This window comes from Variovorax sp. VNK109, assembly GCF_049445855.1.
Taxonomy (GTDB): Bacteria; Pseudomonadota; Gammaproteobacteria; order Burkholderiales; family Burkholderiaceae_C; genus JAGOCV01.
In genome coordinates, this window is sequence record NZ_JBMSDV010000003.1 from 356,605 (window position 1) to 381,252 (window position 24,648).

Here is a 24,648-nt window from a genome sequence, read left to right on the forward strand (position 1 = left end):
ACGAGGGTAGCCAGTTGCGGCTGGCTCCTGTTCATTCCTCTTTTCTTTGCGGAGCGTTTATGAGCACTTACTTTTCACGGCTTTGTGGCTTCTCGCGCCGGGCCGTTCTGATTGCCGTGGCTGCGGGAGCGATGGCAGCGACAGGCGGCGCATGGGCCCAGGCCTTCCCGTCCAGGCCCATCAAGCTGATCGTTCCCTACCCGCCGGGCGGCGCGACGGACATGCTGGCCCGCAAGGTCGGCGAGAAGATGGCCCAGACACTCGGCCAGCCCGTTGTCGTGGAAAACCGGCCCGGTGCCGGTGGCGTGCTGGCAGCGAGCTTCGTCGCCAAGTCGCCCGCCGATGGCTACACGGTCCTCGTCGCGCTGGCCGGTCCGGTGGTGATCAATCCGTTGTTCAATCCGCAGCACAGCCTCGATGCGCTGCGCGACCTCGCCCCCGTGACCGTGCTCGTGACGTCGCCGCTCGTGCTGGTCACCAGTCCTGCCAAGCCGTACAAGACGATTGCGGAGTTCGTCCAGAAGGCGAAGGCCGCGCCCGGCACCATCACCTACGGCACTTCGGGCGCGGGCACCACCATGCACATTTCAGGTGAAGTGATTTCCAGCATGAGCGGTGCCAAGCTGCTGCATGTGCCCTACAAGGGCAATGCGCCGTCCGTCAATGACCTGCTGGGCGGGCAGATCGACTCCGTCTTTTCCGACATCCCGGTGGTGCTGCCGCACATTGCAGCAGGCAAGCTGGTGCCGCTGGCTGTCACGACGCGCACGCGCCATCCGCTGCTGCCCAACGTGCCGACGCTCGACGAGTCCGGTTTCGCCGGTTTCGAGAACACGGTCTGGCAAGGCCTGATGGTGCCTGCCGGAACGCCGGCGGACATCGTGGACAAGCTGAACGCCGCGGCCGTGGCGGGCGTCAACTCGCCGGACGTGAAGGACTCGCTGACGTCGCAGGGCATGCTGCCCAGCAGCACGACGCCGGCGGAGTTCCGCGCCTTCATCACGCGCGAAGTGCCGAAGTGGACCAAGGTCGTCAAGGACCTGAACATCAAGCCGGAATGACGTGACGCCAGAGCCCGCGATGCTCAACGTTCGTCATAGCTCACCACCACGCGCGGCGTGAGCGGCCGCGCCTGGCACGTGAGCACGAAGCCCTTGTCGATTTCCCAGGGCTCGAGCGTGAAATTGCGCGCCATCTCGACGCGGCCTTCCAGCACCTTGGCGCGGCAGGTGCAGCACACACCACCCTTGCACGAATAGGGCAGGTCCAGCCCGCCTTCGAGCGCGATGTCGAGAACGGTATCCGTGTCCTGCATGCCGAAGCGGTGCGTCTTGCCGTCCATCACCACGTCGAGCTCGAAGTCTTGCCCGGGCGTGGGTGCGGTGGAGGTAGCGGCTGCCGGTGCCGTTTGCGGGGCGGGCCGCTGCAAGGTGGTGGCACCGGCCGAAAAAAAGCGCTCGGCATGGATGCGCGCAGGCTCGATGCCCGCGGCCTGCAGTGCGGCCTGCGTCGCATCGATCATGCCTTCGGGGCCGCAGATGAAGGCCTCATCGATGCTGTCTGCAGGCAGCACGGTGGCAAGCAGCTCGCCGACCTTGGCAGCATCGAGACGCCCGTTGAAGAGCGCCACTTCCTGCGGCTGGCGCGAGAGCAGGTGGATGAGCGTGAGCCGCGCGGGGTACTTGTCCTTCAGATCCTGCAGCGCCTCGTGGAACATGATGGTGCCCACGCGCTGGTTGGAATAGACAAGCGTGAAGCGCGAGTCCGGGTCAGCCGCCAGCGTGCTGGCGATGATCGACAGCAGCGGCGTGATGCCGGAGCCTGCGGCAAATCCCACGCGATGCATCGCGCCCGGCAGGCGCGGCGTGAACCGGCCGTCCGGCGGCATCACCGAGATCTGATCACCGGCGCGCAGGTTGGTGGCAGCCCAGTTGGAGAACACGCCGCCTTCGACCGGCTTGATGGCAATGTCGAGCTCGCCCGCATCCGCATAGCGTGCGCGACTCGAACAGATGGAATAGCTGCGGCGCTGCTGCTGTCCGTCGATGTCGGCACGCAGTGTGAGGAACTGGCCGGGCTCGAACGCGAAGACTTCGCGCAGTTCCGGTGGCACTGTGAACGTGAGCGCGACGGCGCGCGCTGCTTCGGGTGTCACACGGCGGATGGGAAGGTCGTGGAAATGGCGGGCGGCTGGCATGGGCTGCGAGGCTCAGTACGGTTTGAAGTGGTCGAACGGCTCCATGCAGGCAAGGCAGCGATAGAGTGCCTTGCAGGCCGTCGAGCCGAAGTGCGATGTCTCCGTCGTGTCGTCGGAGCCACAGAGCGGGCAGGGTACAGGCGGTGTCGCGGTCGGGCGCCTGAATTGCAGCACCTTGCCGCAAGCGTGCAGTCCCTCCGGCTGGGCTGCAGCATGACTGGGCGGTGCGATGCCGTATCCGCGCAGCTTGTCACGGGCGGCGGGCGTGATCCAGTCGGTGGTCCATGCCGGTGCAAGCTGCGTGACGACGCGGACCTGCACATGCTCCCGGGCCAGCGCGTTGCGGATGTCATCGCCGATCTGTTCCATCGCGGGGCAACCGCTGTAGGTGGGCGTGATCACCACTTCCAGGGTATCGCCCGAAATGCGCACGTCGCGCAGGATGCCGAGTTCGCGGATCGACACCACGGGAATCTCGGGGTCGTACACACCGTCCAGCGCGGTGTGGATGCGCGCTTCCAGCGCTCCACTCACCATGTCGCTCCCGGATGCTGTCGCGCCAGGCTCTGCATTTCGCCGACCAGAAAGCCCAAATGCTCGGAGTGCAGTCCGTCCTTGCCGCGTGACAGATGGCCCGCTGCATCGGGGCGCGACAGCGTGGCCTCGAGCAGCGCGTCGTTGACGAGTTCGTTCCACGCATCCTGCAGCGCGTCGAGCGCCACGCCCGTGCCATCGGCCAGGGCCTGCGCCTCCATCGCGGAGCCGGACCAGAATTCGCGCGTGTACGGCAGCAGATGGTCGAGCGCCGACTGCATGCGTGCATGCGATTCGTCGGTGCCGTCGCCCAGCCGGACCAGCCAGTCGCGCGAGTGGCGCAGGTGGTAGCGCGTTTCCTTGAGTGAGCGCGCGGCGATGGCGGCCAGCTGTTCATCCTTCGACGATTGCAGCGCGTCCCACCATAGAAGCATCAGCGCGCTGTAGAGGAAGTTGCGCACGATGGTGACGGCATAGTCGCGGTCGGCGGCAGCCGGCCCGGCCAGCGGTCCGCGATGCGGCAATTCGAGCAGCGTGAAGTTGCGGAATTCGCGCGGGTCGCGAAAGTACGCGAGCGAATCCTCGGTGCTGCCGTCGCCCCGCAGCGCAGCGACGTGCTGATAGAGAAGACGCGCCTGGCCGATCAGGTCCAGGCTGATGTTGGCCTGCGCGATGTCTTCTTCCAGCACAGGCCCGTGGCCGCACCATTCGGCGTTGCGCTGGCCGAGCACCAGCGCGTTGTCGGCGAGATGCAGCAGGTAGTCCTGCGACGCGGAAACGGGAGCGGGAACTGCCGCGGGGCTCACATGTGCCCCACTTCGTCAGGAATTTCGTAGAACGTCGGATGGCGGTAGATCTTGTCGGCCATCGGGTCGAAGAACTCGGGCTTGTCGTCCGGTTCACTGGCGGTGATGTTGGCCGAAGGCACGACCCAGATGCTCACGCCTTCCTGCCGGCGCGTGTAGACGTCACGCGCCATCTGCAGCGCCTGTTGGGCGTCGACGGCATGCAGGCTGCCGCAGTGCTTGTGCTCCAGGCCCTGTTTGGAGCGCACGAATACTTCCCACAGCGGCCATTCGTTGGCCGCACCTTGCCGGGTTTGCGTCATGCGGCCTCCTTGATCTGGCGGGTCCGTTGTTTTGCGGCATGCGCGAGGGCCGCATCGCGCACCCACTGGCCGTCTTCGTGCGCCTTCACGCGCGTGGCCAGGCGTTCCTTGTTGCACGGGCCGTTGCCGTTGACCACGGCCCGGAATTCGTCCCAGTCGATCGCGCCGAAGTCATGCTGCTGACGTTCCTCGTTCCATTTCAGGTCAGGGTCGGGCAGCGTCACGCCGAGGATCTTTGCCTGCGGCACCGTGGCGTCCACGAACTTCTGGCGCAATTCATCGTTGCCGATGCGCTTGATGCCCCAGGCCATGCCCTGTGCGCTGTTGGGGCTGTCGGCATCGGGCGGGCCGAACATCGCGAGCACCGGCCACCACCAGCGATTCACCGCGTCCTGCACCATGTCGCGCTGCGCCTGAGTGCCGCCCATCATCGCCATCAGGCTTTCGAAGCCCTGGCGCTGATGGAAGCTTTCTTCCTTGCAGATGCGGATCATCGCGCGCGCATACGGCCCGTACGAGCAGCGGCAGATCGGCACCTGGTTCATGATCGCTGCGCCGTCCACCAGCCAGCCGATCACGCCCACGTCGGCCCAGGTCAGGGTGGGGTAGTTGAAGATGCTGCTGTACTTGGCCTTGCCGGTGTGCAGGGCGTCCAGCAGCTGGTCGCGGCTGGTACCCAGTGTTTCGGCGGCGCTGTAGAGGTAGAGGCCGTGGCCGCCCTCGTCCTGCACCTTGGCCAGCAGGATGGCCTTGCGCTTGAGGCTCGGTGCTCGCGAAATCCAGTTGCCCTCGGGCAGCATGCCGACGATCTCGCTGTGCGCATGCTGGCTGATCTGGCGCACCAGCGTCTTGCGGTATGCCTCGGGCATCCAGTCCTGCGGCTCGATCTTGCGGTCGGCAGCGATGCGGGCGTCGAAGGCGTCCTTCAGTTCGCGCGGTTCGACCGTCGCCTTGCTGCGCGCGTGGGGTGTTGTGCGATCCGGTACATCGAGCGCTTGCGTATACATGCGTGTCTCCCCGCACCGTGCGGGTGCGAAGCACCATTGTACTCATTAACCGACCGATCGGTCGGTTAATTTCCTGATCATTTGGTCAACTCCGTTCCCCGTCGTGGTGCCATCTTGTTTTTCTTTGCGTTTTCCGAACGCAGAAGGGTTGGGGGCAGGCCGGTCGGAGCGGGCACACGTTTTGCTAAACGGTAACGGATTGCGACATTCTGATGACGGTCGCTTCGATTCCAGGCATTACCAAACTCGTTTTACGGAGAAGAGAAACATGAAGAAAACCCTCCTTGCCCTCGGCGTCGCGGCGCTGTGTTCGGGCGTCCAGGCCCAAAGCAGCGTTCAGCTCATGGGTACCGTCGATTCCTTCGTCGGTTCGATCCGCAACCCCGGCTCTGCCCGTGCGACTGTCGTCAACAGCGGGGGCATGACGACCTCGTGGTGGGGCATGAAGGGTACGGAAGACCTCGGCGGCGGCCTCAAGGCGGGCTTCGCGCTGACGGGCTTCTTCCAGGCGGACTCCGGTGCCAACACGCGCCTGATCCCCGGCGACACCTTCTTCTCGCGCGACGCGAGCGTGAACCTGTCGGGCGGCTTCGGTACCGTCACACTGGGCCGCGCCCTCGCACCGAACTTCCTGCCAACGATCCTCTCCAACCCGTTCGGGGACTCCTTCACTTTCGCGCCGCTGGTACTGCATGCAGCCGTGCCAGTCTTCCCTGCTGTTGGCGCGCCCTGGATCGGCACCAACCCGGCAGATACAGGTTGGAGCAACCAGATCATGTATACGACGCCCAGCTTCGGCGGTCTGTCGGCCAACATCAACTACCAGTTCGGTGAAATCGCCAACTCATCCGGCACCAACAACATTGGCTTCAACGTCCTGTACTTCGGTGGCCCGTTGACGCTGACCGGCTTCTACGAAGACGCTGAAGTGGCCAACCCCACGGGCGGTGCGCTGGCAGTGGCGAAGAAGAACTGGATGGTCGGCGGCGCGTACGACTTCGGTCCCGTCAAGGCCTTCCTGACCTATGGCCAGGCCGAAACGGCCGCGGTCGACTGGAAGACCACTTCCCTGGGCGCCTCCATTCCCGTCGGTGCCGGAAAGGTCCTTCTCGGTTACGCGGACACCGATGTCGACGCCGGCGCGGATCGCAAGACCTTCAGCGTAGGCTATGACTATTTCCTGTCCAAGCGCACCGATGTGTATGCCATGTACCTGCATGACAAGATCGACGTTCTTGGCAGTGGTTCACGCTTCGGCGTGGGCATCCGCCACCGCTTCTGATCTTTCACTGGCCGGTCCTGCGGGATGGGCTGGTTGCAGTTGCCAGAAGTTGATTCAGCCGCCGGCTTCCAGCGTGTAGCCGGCGGCTTTGTCTTGTTCGAGCAGCGCGGCCATTTCGATCAGCGCGGGTTGTAGCGCCGCCTTCAACGTGTAGGGCGGGTTCACGATGAACATGCCGCTGGCCGTGAGGCCCGGCCGCTTGGCGCGGCCGCCTTCGGCATCGACGCGCGCAGCGATGGTGGGACGCGCACGCTTGATGGTCAGCGTGGCGTGCAGCCACGGCTTGCCGGCCCGGGTGGCGATGGTCTTCAGCCGGCGGGGCAGATCGTGGGCCTCGGGGCGCGGGATGATGGGATACCAGACCGCATAGGTGCCGGTGGCAAATCGCTTCAGCCCTTCCGCCACGAAATCCAGCACCTGGCCATAGTCACTCTTGAGCTCGTAGCTCGGATCGCACAGCACGAGCCCGCGTCGCGAGGGCGGCGGCAGGAGTTTGCGTACGCTGCTGAAGCCGTCATCACGCGCCACGGTGACCTGGCGGCCGGCTTCGAGCTGGGCGACGTTGCCCGCCAGTGCCCGGGCGTCGGTCGGGTGCATTTCGAAGAGTTTGAGGCGGTCGTGGCCGCGCAGCAGGGCCTGGGCGATGAAGGGCGAGCCGGGGTACACGCGCTTTTGTGCGCCCTTGTTGAAACTGCCGATGACGTCCAGATAGTCCAGGATCAGCGGGTCGGCTGGCGCCACGCCCGAGGTCAGCTTCTGGATGCCTTCAGCGGCCTCGCCACTGGTCTGGGCGTAATCCCCGTCGAGCCGGTACAGGCCTGCGCCGGCGTGGGTGTCGACCACGGTGAGCGCCGTTTCCTTTTCCGTCAGGTAACGCAGCAGGGCAATCAGGACGGTGTGCTTGAGCACATCGGCGTGACTGCCGGCGTGAAATGCGTGGCGATAACTGAACATGGTGCGCCGATGGTAACCCGCCTGCGCCCCGCACTTGCGCCAAGTCCTTGATTTTGCATATAATCTTGGGCTTCGCAGCGCTTTTGTGGCCCCGCGGCGAATGTCAAACCCCACCTAAGAGGTTCCCGACAGAGGAACACCGACCGTGGAAAAGGGCTCGAAGGACGCCAACCCCTGCTGGTTGGCCAAACCATTCTCAGAAGAGAAAACTCATGACCAAGACGTTCAGCGCAAAACCCGCTGACGTGACGCACGAGTGGTTTGTGATTGACGCCACCGACAAGGTGCTCGGACGGGTTGCCAGCGAAGCTGCCCTCCGTTTGCGCGGCAAACACAAGGCCATTTACACGCCTCACGTCGATACCGGTGACTACATCGTCATCATCAACGCGGCCAACATCCGCGTCACTGGCACCAAGAACCAGGACAAGATGTATTACCGCCACACCGGCTATCCCGGTGGTATCCGCGAAACCAACTTCCGCGATCTGCAGGCCAAGCATCCCGGCCGCGCAATCGAGAAGGCCGTCAAGGGCATGCTGCCCAAAGGCCCGCTCGGTTACGCCATGATCAAGAAGCTCAAGGTGTACGGCGGTGCCGAGCACCCCCACACCGCTCAGCAGCCCAAGCTGCTCGAAATCTAAGGAGCCTTGAGATGATTGGTGAATGGAACAATGGCACGGGCCGTCGCAAATCCAGCGTCGCGCGCGTGTTCATCAAGAAGGGCACCGGCAAGATCACGGTGAACGGCAAGGACATCCAGGCCTTCTTCGGCCGTCAGACGTCCATCATGATCGCCAAGCAACCGCTGCTGCTGACCAACAACGCCGAAGCTTTCGACGTCATGGTCAACGTGCACGGTGGCGGTGAGTCCGGCCAGGCCGGCGCCGTGCGCCACGGCATCACCCGTGCCCTGATCGACTACGACGCAGGCCTCAAGCCCGTGCTGAGCCAGGCTGGCTTCGTCACGCGTGACGCGCGCGAAGTGGAACGCAAGAAGGTCGGTCTGCACTCCGCACGCCGCCGCAAGCAGTTCAGCAAGCGCTAAGCCTTTCTTACTGCTTCCCGGCAAAAAGCCGCCCTCGCCCCGTGCGACGGCGGCTTTTTCATTGGTTTCGGCGCGTTTTGCTTGGACCCAGCCGGACGTGGCGTTAGACTCGCCCCTCTTCAAAACTGCCTGCGCACTGCTGTCCCATGCGCTTTCGCCTGCTCCGTCGCCGCCTGACAATCAGCGCCCCGCGCATGGCCGTGCGCAGTGCGCTGCCCTGGCCTATCCGCTGGATCGGGGCGGCCATCGTGCTGGGCTTCTGCGCCGCCATCGCGCTGTGGGCCTTCGAGTTCGGCAAGGAGATCGCCGGGCTCGAGAAGAACGCCAAGGAAGAACTGGCCGTTCTGCGGGTCGAGAACCAGCGCTTGCGCGAGGAGCGTGACGCCGCTCAGCAGGTGGCCAACACATCCGAAAGCGTATTGACCGCGGAAAAATCCGCCCAGGAGCGCCTTGCAGCTCAGATGCGGCAGCTGGAGGCCGACAACCGCACGCTGCGGGACGACCTCGGTTTCTTCGAGCGGCTGATCCCGTCGTCCGGCGAAGGCATGGCCATCCGCGGCCTGCAGGCCGAGCTGATGAGCGATGCGCAGATGCGCTGGCAGGTGCTGGTCATCCAGCCGGCCCGCAACGCGCCCGAGTTCAACGGTCGCCTCGAACTGACCCTGTCCGGCCACCAGAATGGCAAACCGTGGACGATGCAGCTGCCCGGCGGGGCCATGGCGCTGCAATTCCGCCAGTACCGGCGGGTGGAGGGGCTGGTCGACTTGCCCCCCCAGGCCGTGGTACAAAGCGTGTCCGCGCGGGTGATGGAGGGAAACAACACCCGGGCGACGCAGGCCGTGCGGCTGTAGTCCAGGCCACCAGAACAACGTCGTTGCAGGAAGTCCGACATGTTTGCCAAACGGAAACAACCCCCCATCAAAAGCCTGATCGCGCAGGGCAGCCGCATCGAAGGCAACTTCCATTTCACGGATGGCCTGCGTGTCGATGGCACGGTAGTGGGCGACGTACGCGCCAGCGACGACCAGCCCAGCATCCTCGTGGTGTCCGAGCTGGCCAGCATCCAGGGCGCCATCCACGCCGACCACGTGATCATCAACGGGCAGGTGACCGGTCCCGTCCATGCCACCGAACTGCTCGAGCTGCAGCCCAAGGCGCGCATCGAGGGCGACGTCCATTACAAGGCCCTGGAAATGCACCAGGGAGCCATCATCTCCGGCCATCTGTGCCCGGCGGGCGCGGAAGCAAAGCCCACACTCAAACTGGCGGCAAACAACAACTGACAGGAATTCCTGACAGGTTTGCAGTACTATTTGGGACACACGGGTCAAGAGCCCGACATCCACACGTTCCAGTTGGAGTACCTCATGAGCGCCGTAGCCGAAAACATCCAGACCGAAATGCCGTCGCCGATCCTGTTCACCGACAGTGCGGCGGCCAAGGTGGCCGACCTGATTGCCGAAGAAGGCAACCCGGACCTGAAGCTGCGCGTCTTCGTGCAGGGTGGTGGCTGCTCTGGCTTCCAGTACGGCTTCACCTTCGACGAAATCACCAACGAAGACGACACGACCATGACCAAGAACGGCGTGTCGCTGCTCATCGATGCCATGAGCTACCAGTACCTGGTGGGTGCCGAGATCGATTACAAGGAAGATCTGCAGGGCGCGCAGTTCGTCATCAAGAACCCGAACGCCACCACCACCTGTGGTTGCGGCTCGAGCTTCTCGGTCTGACCTGCAGCGCTCCAGCGGCTGGCCGCTGATCGAGTTCCACAAGCCGCCCTCGGGCGGCTTTTTACGTTCCACCGGGTCCAGCGAACAACATGAAGATTCCCGAGGTCGACGCACAACAGCAACGCTCGCTCAATGCCCTGCTCTGGCTGGTGGCGGTGGGCTTCTTCATGCAGACGCTGGACGCCACCATCGTCAACACCGCGCTGCCTTCGATGGCGCGCAGCCTGGGCGAAAGCCCGCTGCGCATGCAGTCGGTGGTCGTGGCTTACTCGCTCACCATGGCCATGCTCATCCCGGCCTCCGGCTGGATCGCGGACCGGTTCGGGACGCGGCGCGTCTACATTGCAGCGATCGTGCTGTTCGTGGTCGGATCGGTGTTGTGCGCGATGTCGCAGAGCGTCACGCAACTGGTGGCCGCGCGTGTGGTGCAGGGCATGGGTGGCGCACTGCTGTTGCCGGTGGGGCGGCTGTCGGTGCTGCGCGCCTTCCCGCGCGAGCAGTTCCTGCCGGCGATGAGTTTCATCGCCATCCCGGGCCTGATCGGCCCCCTCATCGGCCCTACGCTGGGCGGCTATCTGGTCGAGGCCGCGTCGTGGCACTGGATCTTCCTGATCAACGTACCCGTCGGCCTGGCCGGCTGCATCGCCACGCTGGTGTTCATGCAGGGCGCACCCATGGAGCGCGTGGCGCGTTTCGACGTTGCCGGCTACATGCTGCTTGCGGTCGGCATGGTGTGCATTTCGCTGGCGCTGGACGGGCTATCAGGCCTGGGTCTTCGACAGGCAGGCGTGCTCGTGCTGCTGGTTTTCGGGCTGGCGAGCCTCACGGCGTACTGGCTGCATGCCGTGCGCCACAAGGATCCGCTCTTTTCACCTGAACTGTTTTCCATCCCCACGCTGAGCATCGGCCTGCTCGGCAATCTGTTTTCGCGCCTGGGCAGTTCGTGCATGCCATTCCTCGTGCCGTTGCTGCTGCAGGTGAGCATGGGCTATTCGCCGCTGCGTGCCGGGCTGATGATGCTGCCCGTGGCCATCGCAGGCATGGCTGTCAAGCGGCTGGCCGTGCCGCTGATCCGCAAGGCCGGCTACCGGCGCGTGCTGGTGGTCAACACGTCACTGGTGGGCCTCACGATGGCCAGCTTCGCGCTGACGTCGCCCTCGCAGCCGTGGTGGCTGCAATCGATCCAGCTCGCCTGTTTCGGCGCCGTCAATTCACTGCAGTTCACCGCGATGAACACGCTGTCGCTGAAGGATCTCGATCACGCGCGCGCCAGCAGCGGCAACAGCCTGCTGTCGATGGTGCAGATGCTCGCGATGGGCATGGGCGTCGCGACGGCGGGCGCGGTGCTGGCGGCTTTCACCGGCGTGTTCGGCAACAGCGAGCCACACCAGACGCTGAACGCATTCCACGCCACGTTTGCCTGCATGGGACTGATCACGCTGGCGTCGGCCAGCATCTTCTGGCAGTTGCGGGCGGAGGAACGGGTGGTGAAGGCCAGCGACCCGACCGATCCGGCCGGTTGAGCTGTTCTGTGGTCAGGCCGGATAAATCGCGCCGAGCACGCGCGCGCCGCGCGCCCCCGTGACGGCTGGCAGGTTGCCCGGCAAGCATTGCACGGCTTGCTTCGCCAGCCAGGCGAAAGCGCAGGCCTCCACCTGCAGCGGCGGCAAACCATGGGCATCGGTGGGTGTGACCGCGATGTCCGGCAATGCGTGTCCGATGCCCGCCATCAGGTGTTTGTTCAGTGCGCCGCCACCGCATACCAACAGCCGGACGGCATCGCCTGCGTGGCGGATTACGTCCTGGGCGCAGGCGCGCGCGGTAAATGCCGCCAACGTGGCCTGCACTTCGACAGCGGGTACGGTGCGGTAGGGTTCCAGCTTCGCCGCCAGCCATGCAGGATTGAACAGGTCGCGGCCCGTGCTCTTGGGCGGCCTGCGATGCAGGAAAGGCTCGTCGAGCAGGGCCGAGAGCAGGGCGTCATGCACGTGGCCTTGCGCGGCCCATGCACCGTCGGCGTCATACGGCTGCCCGGTGTGCTGCTGACACCAGTAGTCCATCAGCGCATTGCCAGGGCCGCAGTCGAAGCCAGTTGTCGAACCGTCGGCGTGCAGCACGCTCAGGTTGGCAATGCCGCCGATGTTGAGCACGGCGACCGTGCTGCCTGCTTCACCGAAGACGCCGCGGTGGAAAGCGGGAACCAGCGGCGCTCCCTGGCCACCTGCAGCGACATCGCGGCTGCGGAAGTCTGCCACCACGTCGATACCGCACGACTCCGCCAGCAACGCCGGCTGGTTGAGCTGGACGGTGTAGCCTGTGCCATCGAACTCGCCAGGGCGATGGCGCACGGTCTGGCCATGCGCGCCGATGGCGTTGACGGACTCCGGGGCTGTACCGGTTTCTTCCAGCAACTGCTTCACGACGGCGGCGTACGCGCGCGCCAGTCGGTTGCCTGCGAGCGCTGCCCGATGAATTTCGTCTGTGCCGGACGAATTGAGCGCGAGCAGTTCAGCCCGCAACGCTGGGTCGAACGGCTGGTGGGCGTGCAACAGCACGCGAGGCTGCGCGGCGGAAAAGTCGGCCAACACGCCATCGACCCCGTCCAGCGAAGTGCCGGACATCAGGCCGATGTAGAGGCCGGACACGTGGATGCGGGGTTACTGCGCGCTGGCCTGCTGCAGCGAGCCCGCTGCAGACAGTTCGATGCGGAAGGCAGACGCCTGGCGGTCGAACTGCGCGCGCGCCTGCGGCGACACCGGCACGGCTTCGCTCTGGCGGGCGATCGTCATCGGATCCTGGAACTGGCCGTTGACGCGGAATTCGAAGTGCAGGTGCGGGCCGGTGGCCCAGCCGGTCGAACCGACGGCGCCGATGTTCTGGCCTTGCTCCACACGCTCACCGCGCTTGACGTTGATGCGGCTCAGGTGGGCGTACACGGTGGTGTGGTTGCCGCGATGCTTGATGAACACCACGTTGCCGAAGCCGTTCTGCACGCCGGCGAATTCGACGATGCCGTCACCCACGGTGCGCACCGGCGTGCCGGTGGGTGCTGCATAGTCCACACCGTTGTGGGCGCGCCATTTCTGCAGGATCGGGTGGAAGCGCATCTTGAAGCCGCTGGTGACGCGCGAGAACTCCATGGGCGAAGCGAGGTAGGCGCGACGCAGGCTCTGGCCGTCCAGCGTGTAGTAAGCACCCTTGCTGGCGCCTGGCTCCTGGAACCACATGGCCTGGTAAGTCTTGCCGTTGTTAACGAACTCGGCGGACAGAACGCGACCGCTGCGCAGCGGCTCGCCGTCGGCTTCGAGCGTTTCGTAGACCACCGCGAACCGGTCACCCTTGCGAAGCGACCTGTGGAAGTCGATATCGCCCGAGAAGATTTCGGCCAGTTGCGTGGCCACGGCATCGGGGATGCGCGCGTCGTCCGCTGCGGCGAACAGCGAGGAATAGATGGTGCCGCTTGCCATGCGCGTGTTCTTGCTGAGCGTGTCGGCCTCGACGCGAGAGACGAAGCCGGTCGCGGTCTTCTCGACCACGAGCCGGTTGAACACGCCTTCGGACGGGCTCCAGCGTGCGCTCAGGCGAACCAGCGAATGGTCGTCACCCGCTTCCACCGAAATGTTGCGGCCGGCGCGGCCCCACAGCACCTGGCGCGCCTGTGCGTCGCGGCGCAGGAAGGCGGCAGCCGGTGCGTCGGCGATACCGAGGCGCTGGAACAGCGATTCGGGCGTGTCGCTCGAACGGGTGGTTTCGGAACGGAAGAGGTTGAAGCTGTGCGTGTCCAGGGCCAGCGCCTGCGCGTCGACCGGCAGGGTGTCGACGGCTTCGAAAATCTGGTGCACGGGCAGGTCGGCCGCGTCGGGGCCGAGCGATGCAACAGCGAAAGCCGCGCCGCCGCCGCTCACCAGCGCGGCGGCAATGGCAGCGGTCACCCGGCGGGGATGGCGTTGGAGGGAGGACAGAACAGCGTTACCGATGTCGATCAGGCCACGAAGCAAAACGGGTGTCTCCGGAAAACAGGTCAAGGCTGAAAAACTGGTCTGTCGGCAGCGGGCCAGGCCCGGCGTAGGACAAGAGCGCGAGTTTACGCGTTTGCAATAACCGCGCCAATTAGAATCGGCCGCTACAAAACGGTGCAGAGTATAGCGGCCGCCATCTGTCCGGAATCTGAAAAACCCTTATGAATCAAGAGCTTGTTACATCTTTCCCCGTCACCGACCGGGTGCGTGAGGCCCTGGCCGTCAGCCTGCGGGGCTGCGACGAACTGCTGCCGCAGGACGAATGGGTGAAAAAGCTGGCCCGCTCGGAAGCCAGCGGCGTGCCGCTGCGCATCAAGCTGGGACTGGACCCGACGGCGCCCGACATCCACATCGGCCATACCGTTGTGCTCAACAAGATGCGCCAGCTGCAGGATCTGGGGCACACCGTCATCTTCCTGATCGGCGACTTCACCACCATGATCGGTGACCCGTCGGGCCGCAACACGACGCGCCCACCGCTCACTGCGGAGCAGATCAAGGCCAACGCCGAAACCTACTACCGCCAGGCCAGCCTGGTGCTGGACCCTGCGAAAACCGAGATCCGCTACAACAGCGAATGGAGCGACCCGCTGGGCGCGCGCGGCATGATCCAGCTCGCCGCCAAGTACACGGTCGCCCGCATGATGGAGCGCGACGACTTCCACAAGCGCTTCCATGGGGGCCAATCGATCAGCGTGCACGAGTTCCTCTACCCGTTGATGCAGGGCTACGACTCGGTAGCGCTCAGGAGCGACCTGGAACTCGGCGGCACCGACCAGAAATTCAACCTGCTGATGGGGCGTCACCTGCAGCAGGAATACGGGCAGGAGCCGCAGTGCATCCTGACCATGCCGCTGCTCGAGGGGCTCGATGGTGTCGACAAGATGTCCAAGAGCAAGAACAACTACATCGGCATCAGCGAAGACGCCAACACCATGTTCGCCAAGGTGCTGAGCATTTCGGACACACTGATGTGGCGCTGGTTCACGCTGCTGAGCTTCAAGTCCGAAGCCGACATCGCGAAGCTGAAGACCGAGGTCGAAGGCGGCCGCAATCCGAAGGATGCGAAGGTGATGCTCGCCAAGGAGATCACCGCACGCTTCCACAGTGCGCAGGCGGCCGACTCGGCCGAGCAGGATTTCATCAACCGCAGCAAGGGTGGCGTGCCGGACGACATTCCCGAGGCGTCGGTCGCGGGGGCGCCGCTGGGCATCGGCGCGCTGCTCAAAGCAGCAGGCCTTGCGCCGTCGACCAGCGAAGCCAACCGCCTGATCGACGGCGGCGGCGTTCGCGTGGACTCGAACGTCGTGTCCGACAAGGGCCTCAAGCTCGAGGCCGGCACCTATGTCGTGCAAGTGGGCAAGCGCAAGTTCGCCAGGGTCGTGCTGGGCTGAGTGCGCGGCGAGACGCCGCAAATCTTCCTAGCGCACCTGGATCTCGACGCGCCGGTTGCGTGGTTCGTCCACGTTGTCGGGCGTCTGCACGGCCAGCTGGCGCTCACCCAGGCCGACCGTCGTGATGCGGCGGGCCGCGAAGCCGCGCTGCACGAACAGGTCACGCATCTCCTCGGCGCGGCGCAACGACAGCGCCTCGTTCGACGCGGCACTGGCCCGCGTATCGGTATGTCCGGTGATGACGATCTCCGCGCCATTGCGCTTGAGCGTCTCTTCGAGCGCGCGCGTGATCACGGCCTGCGAATCGGGCGTCAGCAAGGTGCGTCCCGTCTGGAAGTACACGACGTAGGTTGCCGGTGGTGGCGGCGTCGCGTCGATGATGGCCTTGTAAGCGTCGCGCGTGCGCGCCTCGCTGGTCTGGTCGATCACCGGGGCCGCCTTTTGTCCCTCGCGAACCGTCGCTCGTTGATAGGGCGTCGCAATCACGCTTTCGCCGGCTGCCGTACTCACAATGACCGACGAGGGCGTGCCGTCTGCCTGCGGCAACAGGATGACCTGCGTACCGGTACGTGCCGGCGGCTGGGTGACGCAACCCGACAGCAAGACGAATGCGAGCGCGAAGCCGGCCGCGCCACATCGACGCAGCGCCGTCACTGCTGGACCTCATCCACACTCACGATGAAATCGGTGCCGCGAATACCGAGGGATGCAGTCGGTGTATGGATGGCAATGGCCTTCGGGTCGGACTTGCCGATGAGCCCGGTGATCATGCGGAACGAACCGCTCACGAGTGAGACCAGCAGGTTGCCCTTCTGCGTCTGCGCGTCGAAGGCAAACTTGCGGAAGTCGACATTGGTGCGTGCGCCCAGCGACATCACCGTGCCATCGCGCAGCACGAGGCTCGCATGGCTGTCCTTGCCAGTGAGGATGCGCTCGGACGGCGCGATCGTGTCGCCTGGCTGGACCTTGCGTTCCTCGTAGTCCGTGCCGACGACGCGCACGTCACCGGATACATTCTTGAGTGTGCCCGCCGACTGCGGTGCCGGGGACTGCGCGGATTGCGTGGATTGTGCGATGGCGCACGTCGATGACAGCACCATCGCTGCCGTGATGAAAAAGTGATACATCGCACCTGCTCCGTGTAAAGCTTTTTTCCCCGCGGGCCAATATACGCGAGAAGCTTCATGAAGATGTATCAATACGACCCACCGCACTGTTTCCATCAAGACATGTGCAAACTTTGCACGCGGATGCTGCCGATCCGTTGCACAACCCGCACGGAGATGCCTCCATGCTTGCCGTGATCCAGCGTGTCAGCGAAGCGCGTGTCGTGATCGATGGGGGCGTCGCAGGCGCGATCGGTCGTGGCCTGCTCGTGCTCGTGTGTGCCGAACGCGGCGACACCGAAGCGCAAGCCGACAGGCTGCTCGCCAAGCTCCTCAAGATGCGCATCTTTTCCGACGACGCCGGGAAGATGAATCTCAGCGTGCAGGATGTGCACGGCGGCCTGCTCATCGTGAGCCAGTTCACGCTGGCGGCCGATGTGTCTGGCGGCAACAGGCCGAGCTTCACGCAGGCCGCGCCGCCGGATGAGGGCCGCAGGCTGTACGAGCATTTCGTGCAGCAGGCGCGGGCTGCACATCCGCAGGTCGAGACCGGCCGCTTTGCCGCCGACATGAAAGTGCATCTGGTGAACGACGGACCGGTGACGATTCCGGTGACGATGCGCACGCCTTGATTGCACAGGAATCGTGAAGGTCAAATAGTGTGAAAGTGCTTTCCCGGTTGTGCAGTCCTCTCTAGGATCGCGCATTCTTTTTTCTTCGTCGTGCAGCAAGCCAGTTGCATCGCGAATCCAGAATGCGCCGGCATCATTTCGATCTTCTCCTCAACCTGATCCGCAAGGATCTTCGCGTCCGCTACATGGGATCTGCACTGGGCTATCTTTGGTCGCTCGGTGCGCCGTTGGTGACGGTGCTCGTGTACTGGTTTGTCTTCTCGAGGATATTCACGCCGCCTGTGAAGGATTTCGCTTTGTACATCGTCACGGGCGTCGTGCACTGGATTCTGCTGGCGCAGATCCTCACCGCCAGTTGCGAATGGTTCACGGGCAACGCGGCGCTCCTCAGGAAGGTTTCGTTTCCGAAACTGCTGCTGCCTGTCGCTGGCGGCGGCGCAATCTTCATGGCCTGGCTTTCGAGTCTGCTGGTAGTGGCGATTGCATGGCGCCCGCTGGGGGGACATTTCGGCGAAGCTCTTTTCCTGTATCCCTTGGTGCTCTGTACGTTCATGGCGTTTGCCATGGGCGCAGGCATGGTGCTGGCGGTGCTGAATGTCGACTTTCGCGACACCCGCCACTTGCTGGATGTGGCGCTGCCGCTCCTGTTCTGGATGACCCCCATCATCTGGGTACCAGAGCAACTTCCGCAGGACATTGCACATTGGCTGGCGCTGAATCCGCTCGGCGCCTTCTTCCGCAGCTTCTCAACCATCCTGCATCAGGGAGTTGTCCCTTCGAATGCGGATCTGTTGATGTGCGTGGGTGCCGGCAGCATTGCACTTTGCTGCGGACAGATCCTGCTTGCAGCACGTGAGTACGACCTCGTGGAGCGTCTCTGATGCCCGCACCCGTCCTCGAAGTCACGGGTGTGGGCAAGATATTCCACATCCACCCCGGCCGTCACACATTGCTCAAGCACCGGATCGTTTCGCCATTGCGGGGGCACTCTCCAGACAAGCCGAAGCCCTTTCAGGCACTGCGTGACGTCAGCCTGTCATTGCGGTCCGGCGAGTCCGTCGCCTTGCTGGGCGCCAACGGGAGCGGAAAGAGTACGTTGCTTCAGTTGGTCGCAGGCATCCTGGCCCCCACCACCGGCCATGTCCGTGTCAACGGGCGGCTGGCTCCATTGATCGAGTTGGGTGTCGGATTCCATCCGGAGCTTTCGGGTCGGGAGAACGTCTTCCTCAACGCGGCATTGATGGGAATGAGCAACCGGCAGACCGCGAACCTGTTCGGTGAAATCCACGCCTTCTCAGGCCTCGATACGTTCATCGACATTCCGGTCAAGAACTATTCATCCGGGATGTACATGCGCCTTGGTTTTTCTGTCGCCATTCATACAGCACCGAACTTGCTGCTGGCAGACGAGATACTTGCCGTGGGCGATGCGGAGTTCCAGCAACGTTGCCTGGATCGGGTCCGAGCACTGCAGACGCAAGGCATGGCACTCATGCTGGTCACCCATTCCCTTGAACAGGCTGCGCAATTCTGCCAGCGCTACATCCGACTCGAGCGCGGCGTCGTGGTTGACGCCGGGGAGTTCGCGTGATGCAGCCGACTGTCGCCATCCTTCTGGCCACCTACGGCGGTGAGCGTTTCCTTGAGCAACAACTTCGTTCGATTTTGCAGCAGACATACCGTAACTGGCGTCTCTTTGCCTCCGATGACGGCTCCAGTGACGGGACGCTGGAAGTCCTCGACCGGTTTGCGAGCACAGCTGGTCAGGGACGCACGCATATCCAGTGTGGCCCCCGCCGTGGATTCGCGGCGAACTTCCTTTCACTCGCATGTGCGACGGACATAGCGGCGGATTACTACGCTTTCTGCGATCAGGACGACATCTGGAATATCGACAAGGTTGAGCGCAGCCTAGCGTGGTTGCGTTGTGTGCCCGAAGGCATGCCTGCGCTCTATTGCTCACGGACAGTGCTTGTGGACAAGGACAACGTGAAAATTGGAACGTCACGACTGTTCGTGAAACCGCCGACGTTCGCGAATGCGCTCGTTCAGAACATCGCGGGAGGGAACACGATGATGTTCAACCGTGCGGCGAGTGAATTGCTACGCCAGGCGGGCGCCGGCGTGGACGCGGTATTTCATGACTGGTGGACCTATATCCTTGTCGCGGGTGCGGGAGGTTATGTCTTCTACGACCCGCTTCCGTCCCTGCGGTATCGCCAGCACGGTGCCAACGTGATCGGGGCAGGTAGCAACCTTGTCTCGACGCTGGGTCGGGCGCGAGCGTTGCTCGCGGGGCAGATCCGTGGCTGGAACGAGCGTCATATCGCAGGGCTGCAGAAGGTGCAGCATTTGCTGTCGGAAGAGAACCGCTGGGCGTTGCACGATTTTGCGCGTGCTCGCCGTAGCGCCTTCCTCAAACGGCTTGCGCTGTTGCAGATCAGTGGCGTCTATCGCCAGACGGCGCTGGGCAATATCGGCCTGGCAGGTGCGGCAGTCCTGAACAAACTGTGACAACGCCGGATTGCACCGTCCAACATCATTTCCCACATGCACAACCTTGTCAGTCATCGCGCGCTCGAAGAGGAAATGCGCGAATACGCCGCGATCACGTTCGATGTTTTCGACACCTTGCTGGTGAGGCGCACCAGCATTGAGCCCGTCGACACCTTTTATTTCCTGGCGCGGTCCCGGGGGCACAGCCCCGAAAGAGCCGAGGCGTTCCGTTCGATCCGCATCCGCAGTGAAGCACTGAGGCGGGACGTGAAGAAAATCCGCCATGACCATTCGGAAATAGGCATCCACGAAATCTACGAAGGCATGGGCTCCCGATGCGCCGGCGTTTCTGCGCGTGACGAGCTGGACTTCGAGACCGAACACCTCCAGCGCCGGGAATGGATTTTTCAGCTCTACGAGATTGCGAAACGCCAGCGAAAACGCATCTACGCGATCTCTGACATCTACCTCTCCTCACAGCAGGTTGGCAAGCTGCTGGCGATCAACGGCATTGCCGTCGACGGTGTGTACGTGTCATCGGAATCGCAAGGAGGGAAGTACGACAGAAAACTTTTCCTGCAGTTCCTCGAATCCGAAGGTTTGCGACCGCCGGAGGTGATGCACATCGGTGACAACCTGCACGCGGACTACCGGATGGCGGTCCAACTCGGTATCCGGGCCAGCCACGTTCCGAAAGCGGTGGAACATCTGTTCTTGAACAGCGCATTGAATCTGGGATCGATCGCGGCCATTCATCGAAGCAATACGTACTTCGGTCGAATGCATCTGGCATGGCTGGCCAACCGGCTGGATCATATGACTTTCGAATCTGCGGCGCAGCACTTCGGTGCGGTTTACGCCGCTCCGCTCGTGTTCCTTTTTTCCCGGTGGATTCACGAAAAGGCGCGCGAGCGTGGCTTCAAGCGGGTCTTGCTGATGACGCGCGATGGCCACACGCTGGATGCCGTGATGAAGCATGCATGTCCTGATCTTGAAACGGAACTGCTTTTCTGCTCACGTCGAAGTCTCATGCTGCCGGCGTCTCATCTCGAAGAGAAGCCGTGGGCGGTTTTCTTCAGTTCTGACCCCTCTCGCACGCTCGGTGATGTGATCGACGGCATGTATCTCGATCGTGCGGATGAAATTCGCTCTTTTGCGCTGGACATGGGCTTCGATCCGGAAGCCACGAGTTTTCATGACATGGATGAGGCGGAGCGGGGGCGATTCCTCGTCGGGAGTCGGCGTATCGCTGCCGATCAGATTCGGCGGGAGTTCGAAGAAACGCGGAAATACCTGCTCCAGGCCGGTGTTCGCAGTCCGCAAACCGCGGTTGTCGATGTGGGATGGTCGCTCAACAGCCAGAAAGCCATTGAGGCCATCTGCGGCGGCAGGGTCAATGGGCTCTATCTGGGCACGTCCCGCAACGCGGCATGTCATCCGGGCATCGAATCCTTCCTGTTCGACAGGGAAGACGATGCGCAATGGAGCCACATCTTCCACCATGGCGTGGAGTTGCTCGAACTGCCTTTCCTGTCTTGCGAACAGCAGGTGATTGCCATCCGCGATGGCAATTTCGTCTTGCGGGAAACCAGCGTTCTTGAAAAGGAACGGCAGATGGTGGCGCGGGAAATCCGCAACGAGATTGTGGCGTTTGCTACCGAAGCGGCCCGTCTGCCATGGGATGGTCCTGAAGTGAGCGCCGCGCTCCCCATGTTGCGCGATGTTTATGCGACTTTGGTCAGAACCCCCAATCTGTTCGAACGTCTTCGGTTGGGACCCATACCCCACGATCGGAGCATCAGCCATTCGAAGCACGAAACCATTGCCGACTTCTGGCGGCCGGATGGTAGCCTGTCGGCTGATGGCGATGCAAGGCGCAGGAATCTGGTTGCTGAATTCTTTGTCCAGGCGCGGCGGCATGGCTGGCGTTTCGCATGGTCGAGGGCGCTGGCTTTCATGATCACCCGGGCACGCCAGGTCGTTTTCCGGGTTGTCCGATCCTCCTGACTGCGGATTCAATAAGGGTTCGGCAGGCCCAGCGCACCCAGCAGCAGGATCTCCAGCGTCTCCATTTCCAGAGCGTCGCGGTCGCCGGTTTCATGGTCGTAGCCTTGCGCGTGCAAGGTTCCGTGCACCAGCAGGTGTACGTAATGTGCCTGCAGGGTCTTGCCTTGTTCGCGTGCTTCGCGGGCGACGACGGGGCCGCACAACACGAGGTCGGCCATGACGACGGGCTGCGCCGCATAGTCGAAGGTCAACACGTTGGTGGCGTAGTCCTTGCCCCGGTACTGCAGGTTCAGCGCCCGGCCTTCGTCCTCACCGACGATGCGGATGGACAGTTCGGCCGGCAGCGCGAGCGCGTGGGCAACCCATTGCCGGACTTTTGCCTTCGGCAAGGCGGCGCGGTGTTCCGCGACATCGTCGAAGCGACCGAACTGGAGTGCAAGATCCAGCGCAGGCAGATCGTGCCTCATCGCAAGCACACTCAGGCTTCGCGCGACGGCTTGCGCGCGCTGTCATAGGCATCGACGATGCGCGCCACGAGCGGATGACGCACGACGTCCGCGCTGGTGAAGCGTGTCATCGCAATGCCCGGCGTGCGCCGCAGCACACGTTCGGCATCGATGAGTCCGCTGAGCTGCCCTTTGGGCAGGTCGATCTGGCTGACGTCGCCGGTGACCACGGCCTTGGCCCCGAAGCCGATGCGCGTGAGGAACATCTTCATCTGTTCGGGCGTGGTGTTCTGTGCTTCGTCCAGGATGATGAATGCGTTGTTGAGCGTGCGACCGCGCATGAAGGCGAGGGGGGCGATCTCGAGCGCGTTGCGCTCGAACGCCTTCTGCACGCGGTCGAAGCCCATCAGGTCGTACAGCGCGTCGTAGAGGGGGCGCAGGTACGGGTCCACTTTCTGGCTCAGATCGCCGGGCAGGAAGCCCAGGCGCTCGCCGGCTTCCACGGCCGGGCGCGTGAGCACGATGCGTTGCACGGCGCTGCGCTCCAGTGCGTCAACCGCGCAAGCCACCGCCAGGTACGTCTTCCCTGTGCCGGCCGGACCGATGCCGAAGGTGATGTCGTGGTTGGCGATGTGCTCCAGGTACACGCTCTGGTTGGGCGTGCGCGCTCGCAGGTCGCTGCGGCGGGTGTGCAGCGTCATGCTGCCGTCTTCGGCTTCGCTCATCGACGCGTCGCCGGCCAGCATGAGTTGCAGCTTCGCAGCGTCCACCGGCCGCGCGGCCATTTCGTAGAGCGCCTGCAACACTTCCATGCCGCGCTTGGCGGCAGCCTTGGGTCCGTCCACCTTGAATTGTTCGTGGCGGTGCGCGATCTTCACGCCCAGCGCGTCCTCGATGCGACGCAGGTTTTCATCGGCGGGGCCGCAAAGGTTGGCCAGCCGCGTGTTGTTGGGCGGCGAGAAGAGGTGTCTGAGAATCAAGCTGATAATCCGGCGAGGGGTCCGGTGCGGGCCCGTGGAACCGCAATGATAGGCAAACTGACAGGAATACTCGACAGCAAGAACCCGCCCCAGGTGCTGGTGGACTGCCATGGTGTGGGGTATGAGGTGGATGTGCCCATGAGCACGTTCTACAACCTGCCGGGCGTGGGCGAGAAAGTTTCGCTGCTCACGCACTTCGTGGTGCGGGAAGACGCGCAGATCCTCTACGGCTTCGGTTCCGGGCCCGAGCGCGAAGCGTTCCGCCAGCTCATCCGCATCTCCGGCGTGGGTCCGCGCACGGCGCTGGCGGTCCTCAGTGGCATGAGCGTCGCCGAGTTGTCGCAGGCGATCACGCTGCAGGAGGCCGGGCGGCTGGTCAAGGTGCCGGGTATCGGCAAGAAGACGGCCGAGCGGCTGCTGCTCGAACTCAAGGGCAAGCTGGGTGCGGACATGGGCGCGCAGGTGCACGCGGTCAACGACGCACAGGCCGACATCCTGCAGGCGCTCGTGGCGCTGGGTTACAGCGACAAGGAGGCCGCGGCGGCGCTCAAATCGCTGCCGGCGGGCGTGGGCGTGAGCGACGGCATCAAGCAGGCGCTGAAGGCGCTGGCCAAGTGATGGAATTCATGCCATGAGCATCCAGACCGACGACTTTGCCCCCGCGCCCGAGCGCCGCGTGGTGTCCGCCGCCCCCGCGTCGCCCAACGAAGAGGCGATCGAGCGGGCGCTGCGTCCCAAGCTGCTCGACGAGTATGTCGGTCAGGCGAAGGTGCGCGAGCAGCTCGAAATCTTCATCGGTGCGGCGCGCAAGCGTGAAGAGGCGCTCGACCATGTGCTGCTGTTCGGCCCGCCGGGCCTGGGCAAGACGACGCTCTCGCACATCATCGCGGCCGAACTCGGGGTGAACCTGCGCCAGACCAGCGGCCCGGTGCTCGAAAAGCCCAAGGACCTGGCCGCCTTGCTGACCAACCTCGAGAAGAACGACGTGCTCTTCATCGACGAGATCCACCGGCTCTCGCCCGTGGTGGAGGAAATCCTCTACCCGGCGCTGGAGGACTACCAGATCGACATCATGATCGGCGAAGGCCCGGCGGCACGCAGCATCAAGCTCGACCTGCAGCCGTTCACGCTGGTGGGCGCGACCACGCGCGCGGGCATGCTGACCAATCCGCTGCGTGACCGCTTCGGCATCGTTGCGCGGCTGGAGTTCTATACGCCGGAGGAACTCACGCGCATCGTGCGGCGCAGTGCTTCGCTGCTGAAGGCGCCGATCGACGACGCAGGCTCTGCCGAGATCGCGCGCCGTTCGCGTGGCACGCCGCGCATCGCCAACCGCCTGCTGCGCCGCGTGCGCGACTATGCGGACGTGAAGGGAGACGGGCAGATCAGCCAGGACATCGCGCATCGCGCGCTCGCCATGCTCGACGTCGACCCGCAGGGCTTCGACCTGATGGACCGCAAACTGCTCGAAGCCGTGATCCATCGGTTCGACGGCGGGCCGGTCGGGCTGGACAACATCGCCGCGAGCATCGGCGAGGAGCGCGACACCATCGAGGATGTGATCGAGCCTTATCTCATCCAGCAGGGCTATCTGCAGCGCACGCCGCGCGGCCGCGTGGCCACCCTTGCGGCGTTCCGCCATCTGGGCGTCACGCCGCCCGGCAACCCGGCGGATCTCTTCGCTGCGGGCAACTGACGCCGCGAA

General features: G+C 63.9%; 28 protein-coding genes. 16 read left to right on the top strand and 12 right to left on the bottom strand.

Going from position 1 to position 24,648, the window contains the following annotated elements:
* The first annotated feature begins 59 nt into the window (after nucleotides 1-59).
* Nucleotides 60-1,061: a Bug family tripartite tricarboxylate transporter substrate binding protein gene (locus tag ACO2Q9_RS12795; RefSeq protein WP_423311924.1), complete on the top strand. Its 1,002-nt coding sequence runs from the start codon at nucleotides 60-62 to the stop codon at nucleotides 1,059-1,061.
* A gap of 23 nt (nucleotides 1,062-1,084) precedes the next feature.
* Here ACO2Q9_RS12795 and paaE read toward each other — a convergent pair whose 3' ends face one another.
* The 5 genes from paaE to paaA are packed head-to-tail and all read right to left on the bottom strand — an operon-like array spanning nucleotide 1,085 to nucleotide 4,846.
* Nucleotides 1,085-2,197 carry a 1,2-phenylacetyl-CoA epoxidase subunit PaaE gene (paaE, locus tag ACO2Q9_RS12800; protein ID WP_423311926.1) on the bottom strand — a complete coding sequence of 371 codons (1,113 nt, stop codon included), beginning with the start codon at nucleotides 2,195-2,197 and terminating at the stop codon, nucleotides 1,085-1,087.
* Between the two features lie 12 nt (nucleotides 2,198-2,209).
* Nucleotides 2,210-2,734: a 1,2-phenylacetyl-CoA epoxidase subunit PaaD gene (gene paaD / locus ACO2Q9_RS12805; protein WP_423311928.1), complete on the bottom strand. Its 525-nt coding sequence runs from the start codon at nucleotides 2,732-2,734 to the stop codon at nucleotides 2,210-2,212.
* Complete coding sequence (paaC, locus tag ACO2Q9_RS12810; protein WP_423311930.1) at nucleotides 2,728-3,537, bottom strand: 1,2-phenylacetyl-CoA epoxidase subunit PaaC; 810 nt, start codon at nucleotides 3,535-3,537, stop codon at nucleotides 2,728-2,730. The genes paaD and paaC overlap by 7 nt, the downstream gene beginning before the upstream one ends.
* Complete coding sequence (gene paaB, locus ACO2Q9_RS12815; RefSeq protein ID WP_423311932.1) at nucleotides 3,534-3,839, bottom strand: 1,2-phenylacetyl-CoA epoxidase subunit PaaB; 306 nt, start codon at nucleotides 3,837-3,839, stop codon at nucleotides 3,534-3,536. The genes paaC and paaB overlap by 4 nt, the downstream gene beginning before the upstream one ends.
* Nucleotides 3,836-4,846, bottom strand: a complete 1,011-nt coding sequence (paaA, locus tag ACO2Q9_RS12820) for a 1,2-phenylacetyl-CoA epoxidase subunit PaaA (RefSeq protein ID WP_423311934.1) — start codon at nucleotides 4,844-4,846, stop codon at nucleotides 3,836-3,838. The genes paaB and paaA overlap by 4 nt, the downstream gene beginning before the upstream one ends.
* 268 nt (nucleotides 4,847-5,114) lie before the next feature.
* Between paaA and ACO2Q9_RS12825 the strand changes: the two genes are divergently transcribed.
* On the top strand, nucleotides 5,115-6,128 hold the full coding sequence (locus ACO2Q9_RS12825; protein ID WP_423311936.1) for a porin: 1,014 nt from the start codon (nucleotides 5,115-5,117) through the stop codon (nucleotides 6,126-6,128).
* 54 nt (nucleotides 6,129-6,182) lie between these two features.
* Here ACO2Q9_RS12825 and ACO2Q9_RS12830 read toward each other — a convergent pair whose 3' ends face one another.
* A complete protein-coding gene (locus ACO2Q9_RS12830; RefSeq protein ID WP_423311938.1) occupies nucleotides 6,183-7,082 on the bottom strand; it encodes a 23S rRNA (adenine(2030)-N(6))-methyltransferase RlmJ in 900 nt (299 codons plus the stop codon).
* A 212-nt stretch (nucleotides 7,083-7,294) separates the two neighbouring features.
* On the opposite strand from ACO2Q9_RS12830, the gene rplM reads away from it, so the two are divergent.
* The 6 genes from rplM (at nucleotide 7,295) to mdtD (ending at nucleotide 11,386) form a co-directional block, all read left to right on the top strand.
* A complete protein-coding gene (rplM, locus tag ACO2Q9_RS12835; RefSeq protein WP_423311940.1) occupies nucleotides 7,295-7,726 on the top strand; it encodes a 50S ribosomal protein L13 in 432 nt (143 codons plus the stop codon).
* Nucleotides 7,727-7,737: 11 nt separating this feature from the next.
* Nucleotides 7,738-8,130, top strand: a complete 393-nt coding sequence (gene rpsI, locus ACO2Q9_RS12840) for a 30S ribosomal protein S9 (RefSeq protein ID WP_423311942.1) — start codon at nucleotides 7,738-7,740, stop codon at nucleotides 8,128-8,130.
* Between the two features lie 146 nt (nucleotides 8,131-8,276).
* Nucleotides 8,277-8,981 carry a DUF6776 family protein gene (locus tag ACO2Q9_RS12845; RefSeq protein WP_423311944.1) on the top strand — a complete coding sequence of 235 codons (705 nt, stop codon included), beginning with the start codon at nucleotides 8,277-8,279 and terminating at the stop codon, nucleotides 8,979-8,981.
* A gap of 39 nt (nucleotides 8,982-9,020) precedes the next feature.
* Entirely contained in the window at nucleotides 9,021-9,413 is a 393-nt protein-coding gene (locus tag ACO2Q9_RS12850) for a bactofilin family protein (protein WP_423311946.1), read from the top strand.
* Between the two features lie 84 nt (nucleotides 9,414-9,497).
* Nucleotides 9,498-9,863, top strand: coding sequence for an iron-sulfur cluster insertion protein ErpA (gene erpA / locus ACO2Q9_RS12855; protein WP_423311948.1), 366 nt, complete (start codon nucleotides 9,498-9,500; stop codon nucleotides 9,861-9,863).
* A gap of 89 nt (nucleotides 9,864-9,952) precedes the next feature.
* A complete protein-coding gene (gene mdtD / locus ACO2Q9_RS12860; RefSeq protein WP_423311950.1) occupies nucleotides 9,953-11,386 on the top strand; it encodes a multidrug transporter subunit MdtD in 1,434 nt (477 codons plus the stop codon).
* Nucleotides 11,387-11,398: 12 nt separating this feature from the next.
* Here the strand turns inward: mdtD and ACO2Q9_RS12865 are convergent, their stop codons facing one another.
* Both ACO2Q9_RS12865 and ACO2Q9_RS12870 read right to left on the bottom strand, forming a co-directional pair.
* Nucleotides 11,399-12,508: an anhydro-N-acetylmuramic acid kinase gene (locus ACO2Q9_RS12865; protein ID WP_423311952.1), complete on the bottom strand. Its 1,110-nt coding sequence runs from the start codon at nucleotides 12,506-12,508 to the stop codon at nucleotides 11,399-11,401.
* Between the two features lie 12 nt (nucleotides 12,509-12,520).
* Nucleotides 12,521-13,861 (bottom strand): peptidoglycan DD-metalloendopeptidase family protein, encoded by a 1,341-nt coding sequence (locus tag ACO2Q9_RS12870; RefSeq protein ID WP_423311954.1) that lies wholly within the window; start codon nucleotides 13,859-13,861, stop codon nucleotides 12,521-12,523.
* A 182-nt stretch (nucleotides 13,862-14,043) separates the two neighbouring features.
* Here ACO2Q9_RS12870 and tyrS point away from each other — a divergent pair, with 182 nt between their 5' ends.
* Nucleotides 14,044-15,276: a tyrosine--tRNA ligase gene (gene tyrS, locus ACO2Q9_RS12875; RefSeq protein WP_423311956.1), complete on the top strand. Its 1,233-nt coding sequence runs from the start codon at nucleotides 14,044-14,046 to the stop codon at nucleotides 15,274-15,276.
* Nucleotides 15,277-15,303: 27 nt separating this feature from the next.
* Here tyrS and ACO2Q9_RS12880 read toward each other — a convergent pair whose 3' ends face one another.
* Both ACO2Q9_RS12880 and ACO2Q9_RS12885 read right to left on the bottom strand, forming a co-directional pair.
* Nucleotides 15,304-15,930 carry an OmpA family protein gene (locus ACO2Q9_RS12880; RefSeq protein ID WP_423311958.1) on the bottom strand — a complete coding sequence of 209 codons (627 nt, stop codon included), beginning with the start codon at nucleotides 15,928-15,930 and terminating at the stop codon, nucleotides 15,304-15,306.
* On the bottom strand, nucleotides 15,927-16,403 hold the full coding sequence (locus ACO2Q9_RS12885; RefSeq protein WP_423311960.1) for a FecR family protein: 477 nt from the start codon (nucleotides 16,401-16,403) through the stop codon (nucleotides 15,927-15,929). The genes ACO2Q9_RS12880 and ACO2Q9_RS12885 overlap by 4 nt, the downstream gene beginning before the upstream one ends.
* A gap of 164 nt (nucleotides 16,404-16,567) precedes the next feature.
* Here ACO2Q9_RS12885 and dtd point away from each other — a divergent pair, with 164 nt between their 5' ends.
* The 5 genes from dtd to ACO2Q9_RS12910 all read left to right on the top strand — a co-directional run bounded on the left by dtd (nucleotide 16,568) and on the right by ACO2Q9_RS12910 (nucleotide 21,517).
* Nucleotides 16,568-17,014: a D-aminoacyl-tRNA deacylase gene (dtd, locus tag ACO2Q9_RS12890; protein ID WP_423311962.1), complete on the top strand. Its 447-nt coding sequence runs from the start codon at nucleotides 16,568-16,570 to the stop codon at nucleotides 17,012-17,014.
* A 122-nt stretch (nucleotides 17,015-17,136) separates the two neighbouring features.
* The gene (locus ACO2Q9_RS12895; protein ID WP_423311964.1) at nucleotides 17,137-17,895 is read left to right on the top strand and encodes an ABC transporter permease; all 759 of its coding nucleotides are present in this window, start codon (nucleotides 17,137-17,139) and stop codon (nucleotides 17,893-17,895) included.
* A complete protein-coding gene (locus tag ACO2Q9_RS12900) occupies nucleotides 17,895-18,605 on the top strand; it encodes an ABC transporter ATP-binding protein (RefSeq protein ID WP_423311966.1) in 711 nt (236 codons plus the stop codon). Before ACO2Q9_RS12895 ends, ACO2Q9_RS12900 begins: the two co-directional genes overlap by 1 nt.
* Complete coding sequence (locus tag ACO2Q9_RS12905) at nucleotides 18,605-19,528, top strand: glycosyltransferase family 2 protein (RefSeq protein WP_423311968.1); 924 nt, start codon at nucleotides 18,605-18,607, stop codon at nucleotides 19,526-19,528. The genes ACO2Q9_RS12900 and ACO2Q9_RS12905 overlap by 1 nt, the downstream gene beginning before the upstream one ends.
* 36 nt (nucleotides 19,529-19,564) lie before the next feature.
* The gene (locus tag ACO2Q9_RS12910; protein ID WP_423311969.1) at nucleotides 19,565-21,517 is read left to right on the top strand and encodes an HAD-IA family hydrolase; all 1,953 of its coding nucleotides are present in this window, start codon (nucleotides 19,565-19,567) and stop codon (nucleotides 21,515-21,517) included.
* An 8-nt stretch (nucleotides 21,518-21,525) separates the two neighbouring features.
* On the opposite strand, the gene ybeY is transcribed toward ACO2Q9_RS12910, so the two are convergent.
* Together ybeY and ACO2Q9_RS12920 are read right to left on the bottom strand one after the other, a co-directional pair.
* Nucleotides 21,526-21,984, bottom strand: coding sequence for an rRNA maturation RNase YbeY (ybeY, locus tag ACO2Q9_RS12915; RefSeq protein WP_423311970.1), 459 nt, complete (start codon nucleotides 21,982-21,984; stop codon nucleotides 21,526-21,528).
* An 11-nt stretch (nucleotides 21,985-21,995) separates the two neighbouring features.
* Nucleotides 21,996-22,943 carry a PhoH family protein gene (locus ACO2Q9_RS12920; RefSeq protein ID WP_423311972.1) on the bottom strand — a complete coding sequence of 316 codons (948 nt, stop codon included), beginning with the start codon at nucleotides 22,941-22,943 and terminating at the stop codon, nucleotides 21,996-21,998.
* 45 nt (nucleotides 22,944-22,988) lie between these two features.
* On the opposite strand from ACO2Q9_RS12920, the gene ruvA reads away from it, so the two are divergent.
* Both ruvA and ruvB read left to right on the top strand, forming a co-directional pair.
* Nucleotides 22,989-23,561: a Holliday junction branch migration protein RuvA gene (ruvA, locus tag ACO2Q9_RS12925; protein WP_423311974.1), complete on the top strand. Its 573-nt coding sequence runs from the start codon at nucleotides 22,989-22,991 to the stop codon at nucleotides 23,559-23,561.
* 13 nt (nucleotides 23,562-23,574) lie between these two features.
* On the top strand, nucleotides 23,575-24,639 hold the full coding sequence (gene ruvB / locus ACO2Q9_RS12930) for a Holliday junction branch migration DNA helicase RuvB (RefSeq protein ID WP_423311976.1): 1,065 nt from the start codon (nucleotides 23,575-23,577) through the stop codon (nucleotides 24,637-24,639).
* Nucleotides 24,640-24,648: the final 9 nt, after the last annotated feature.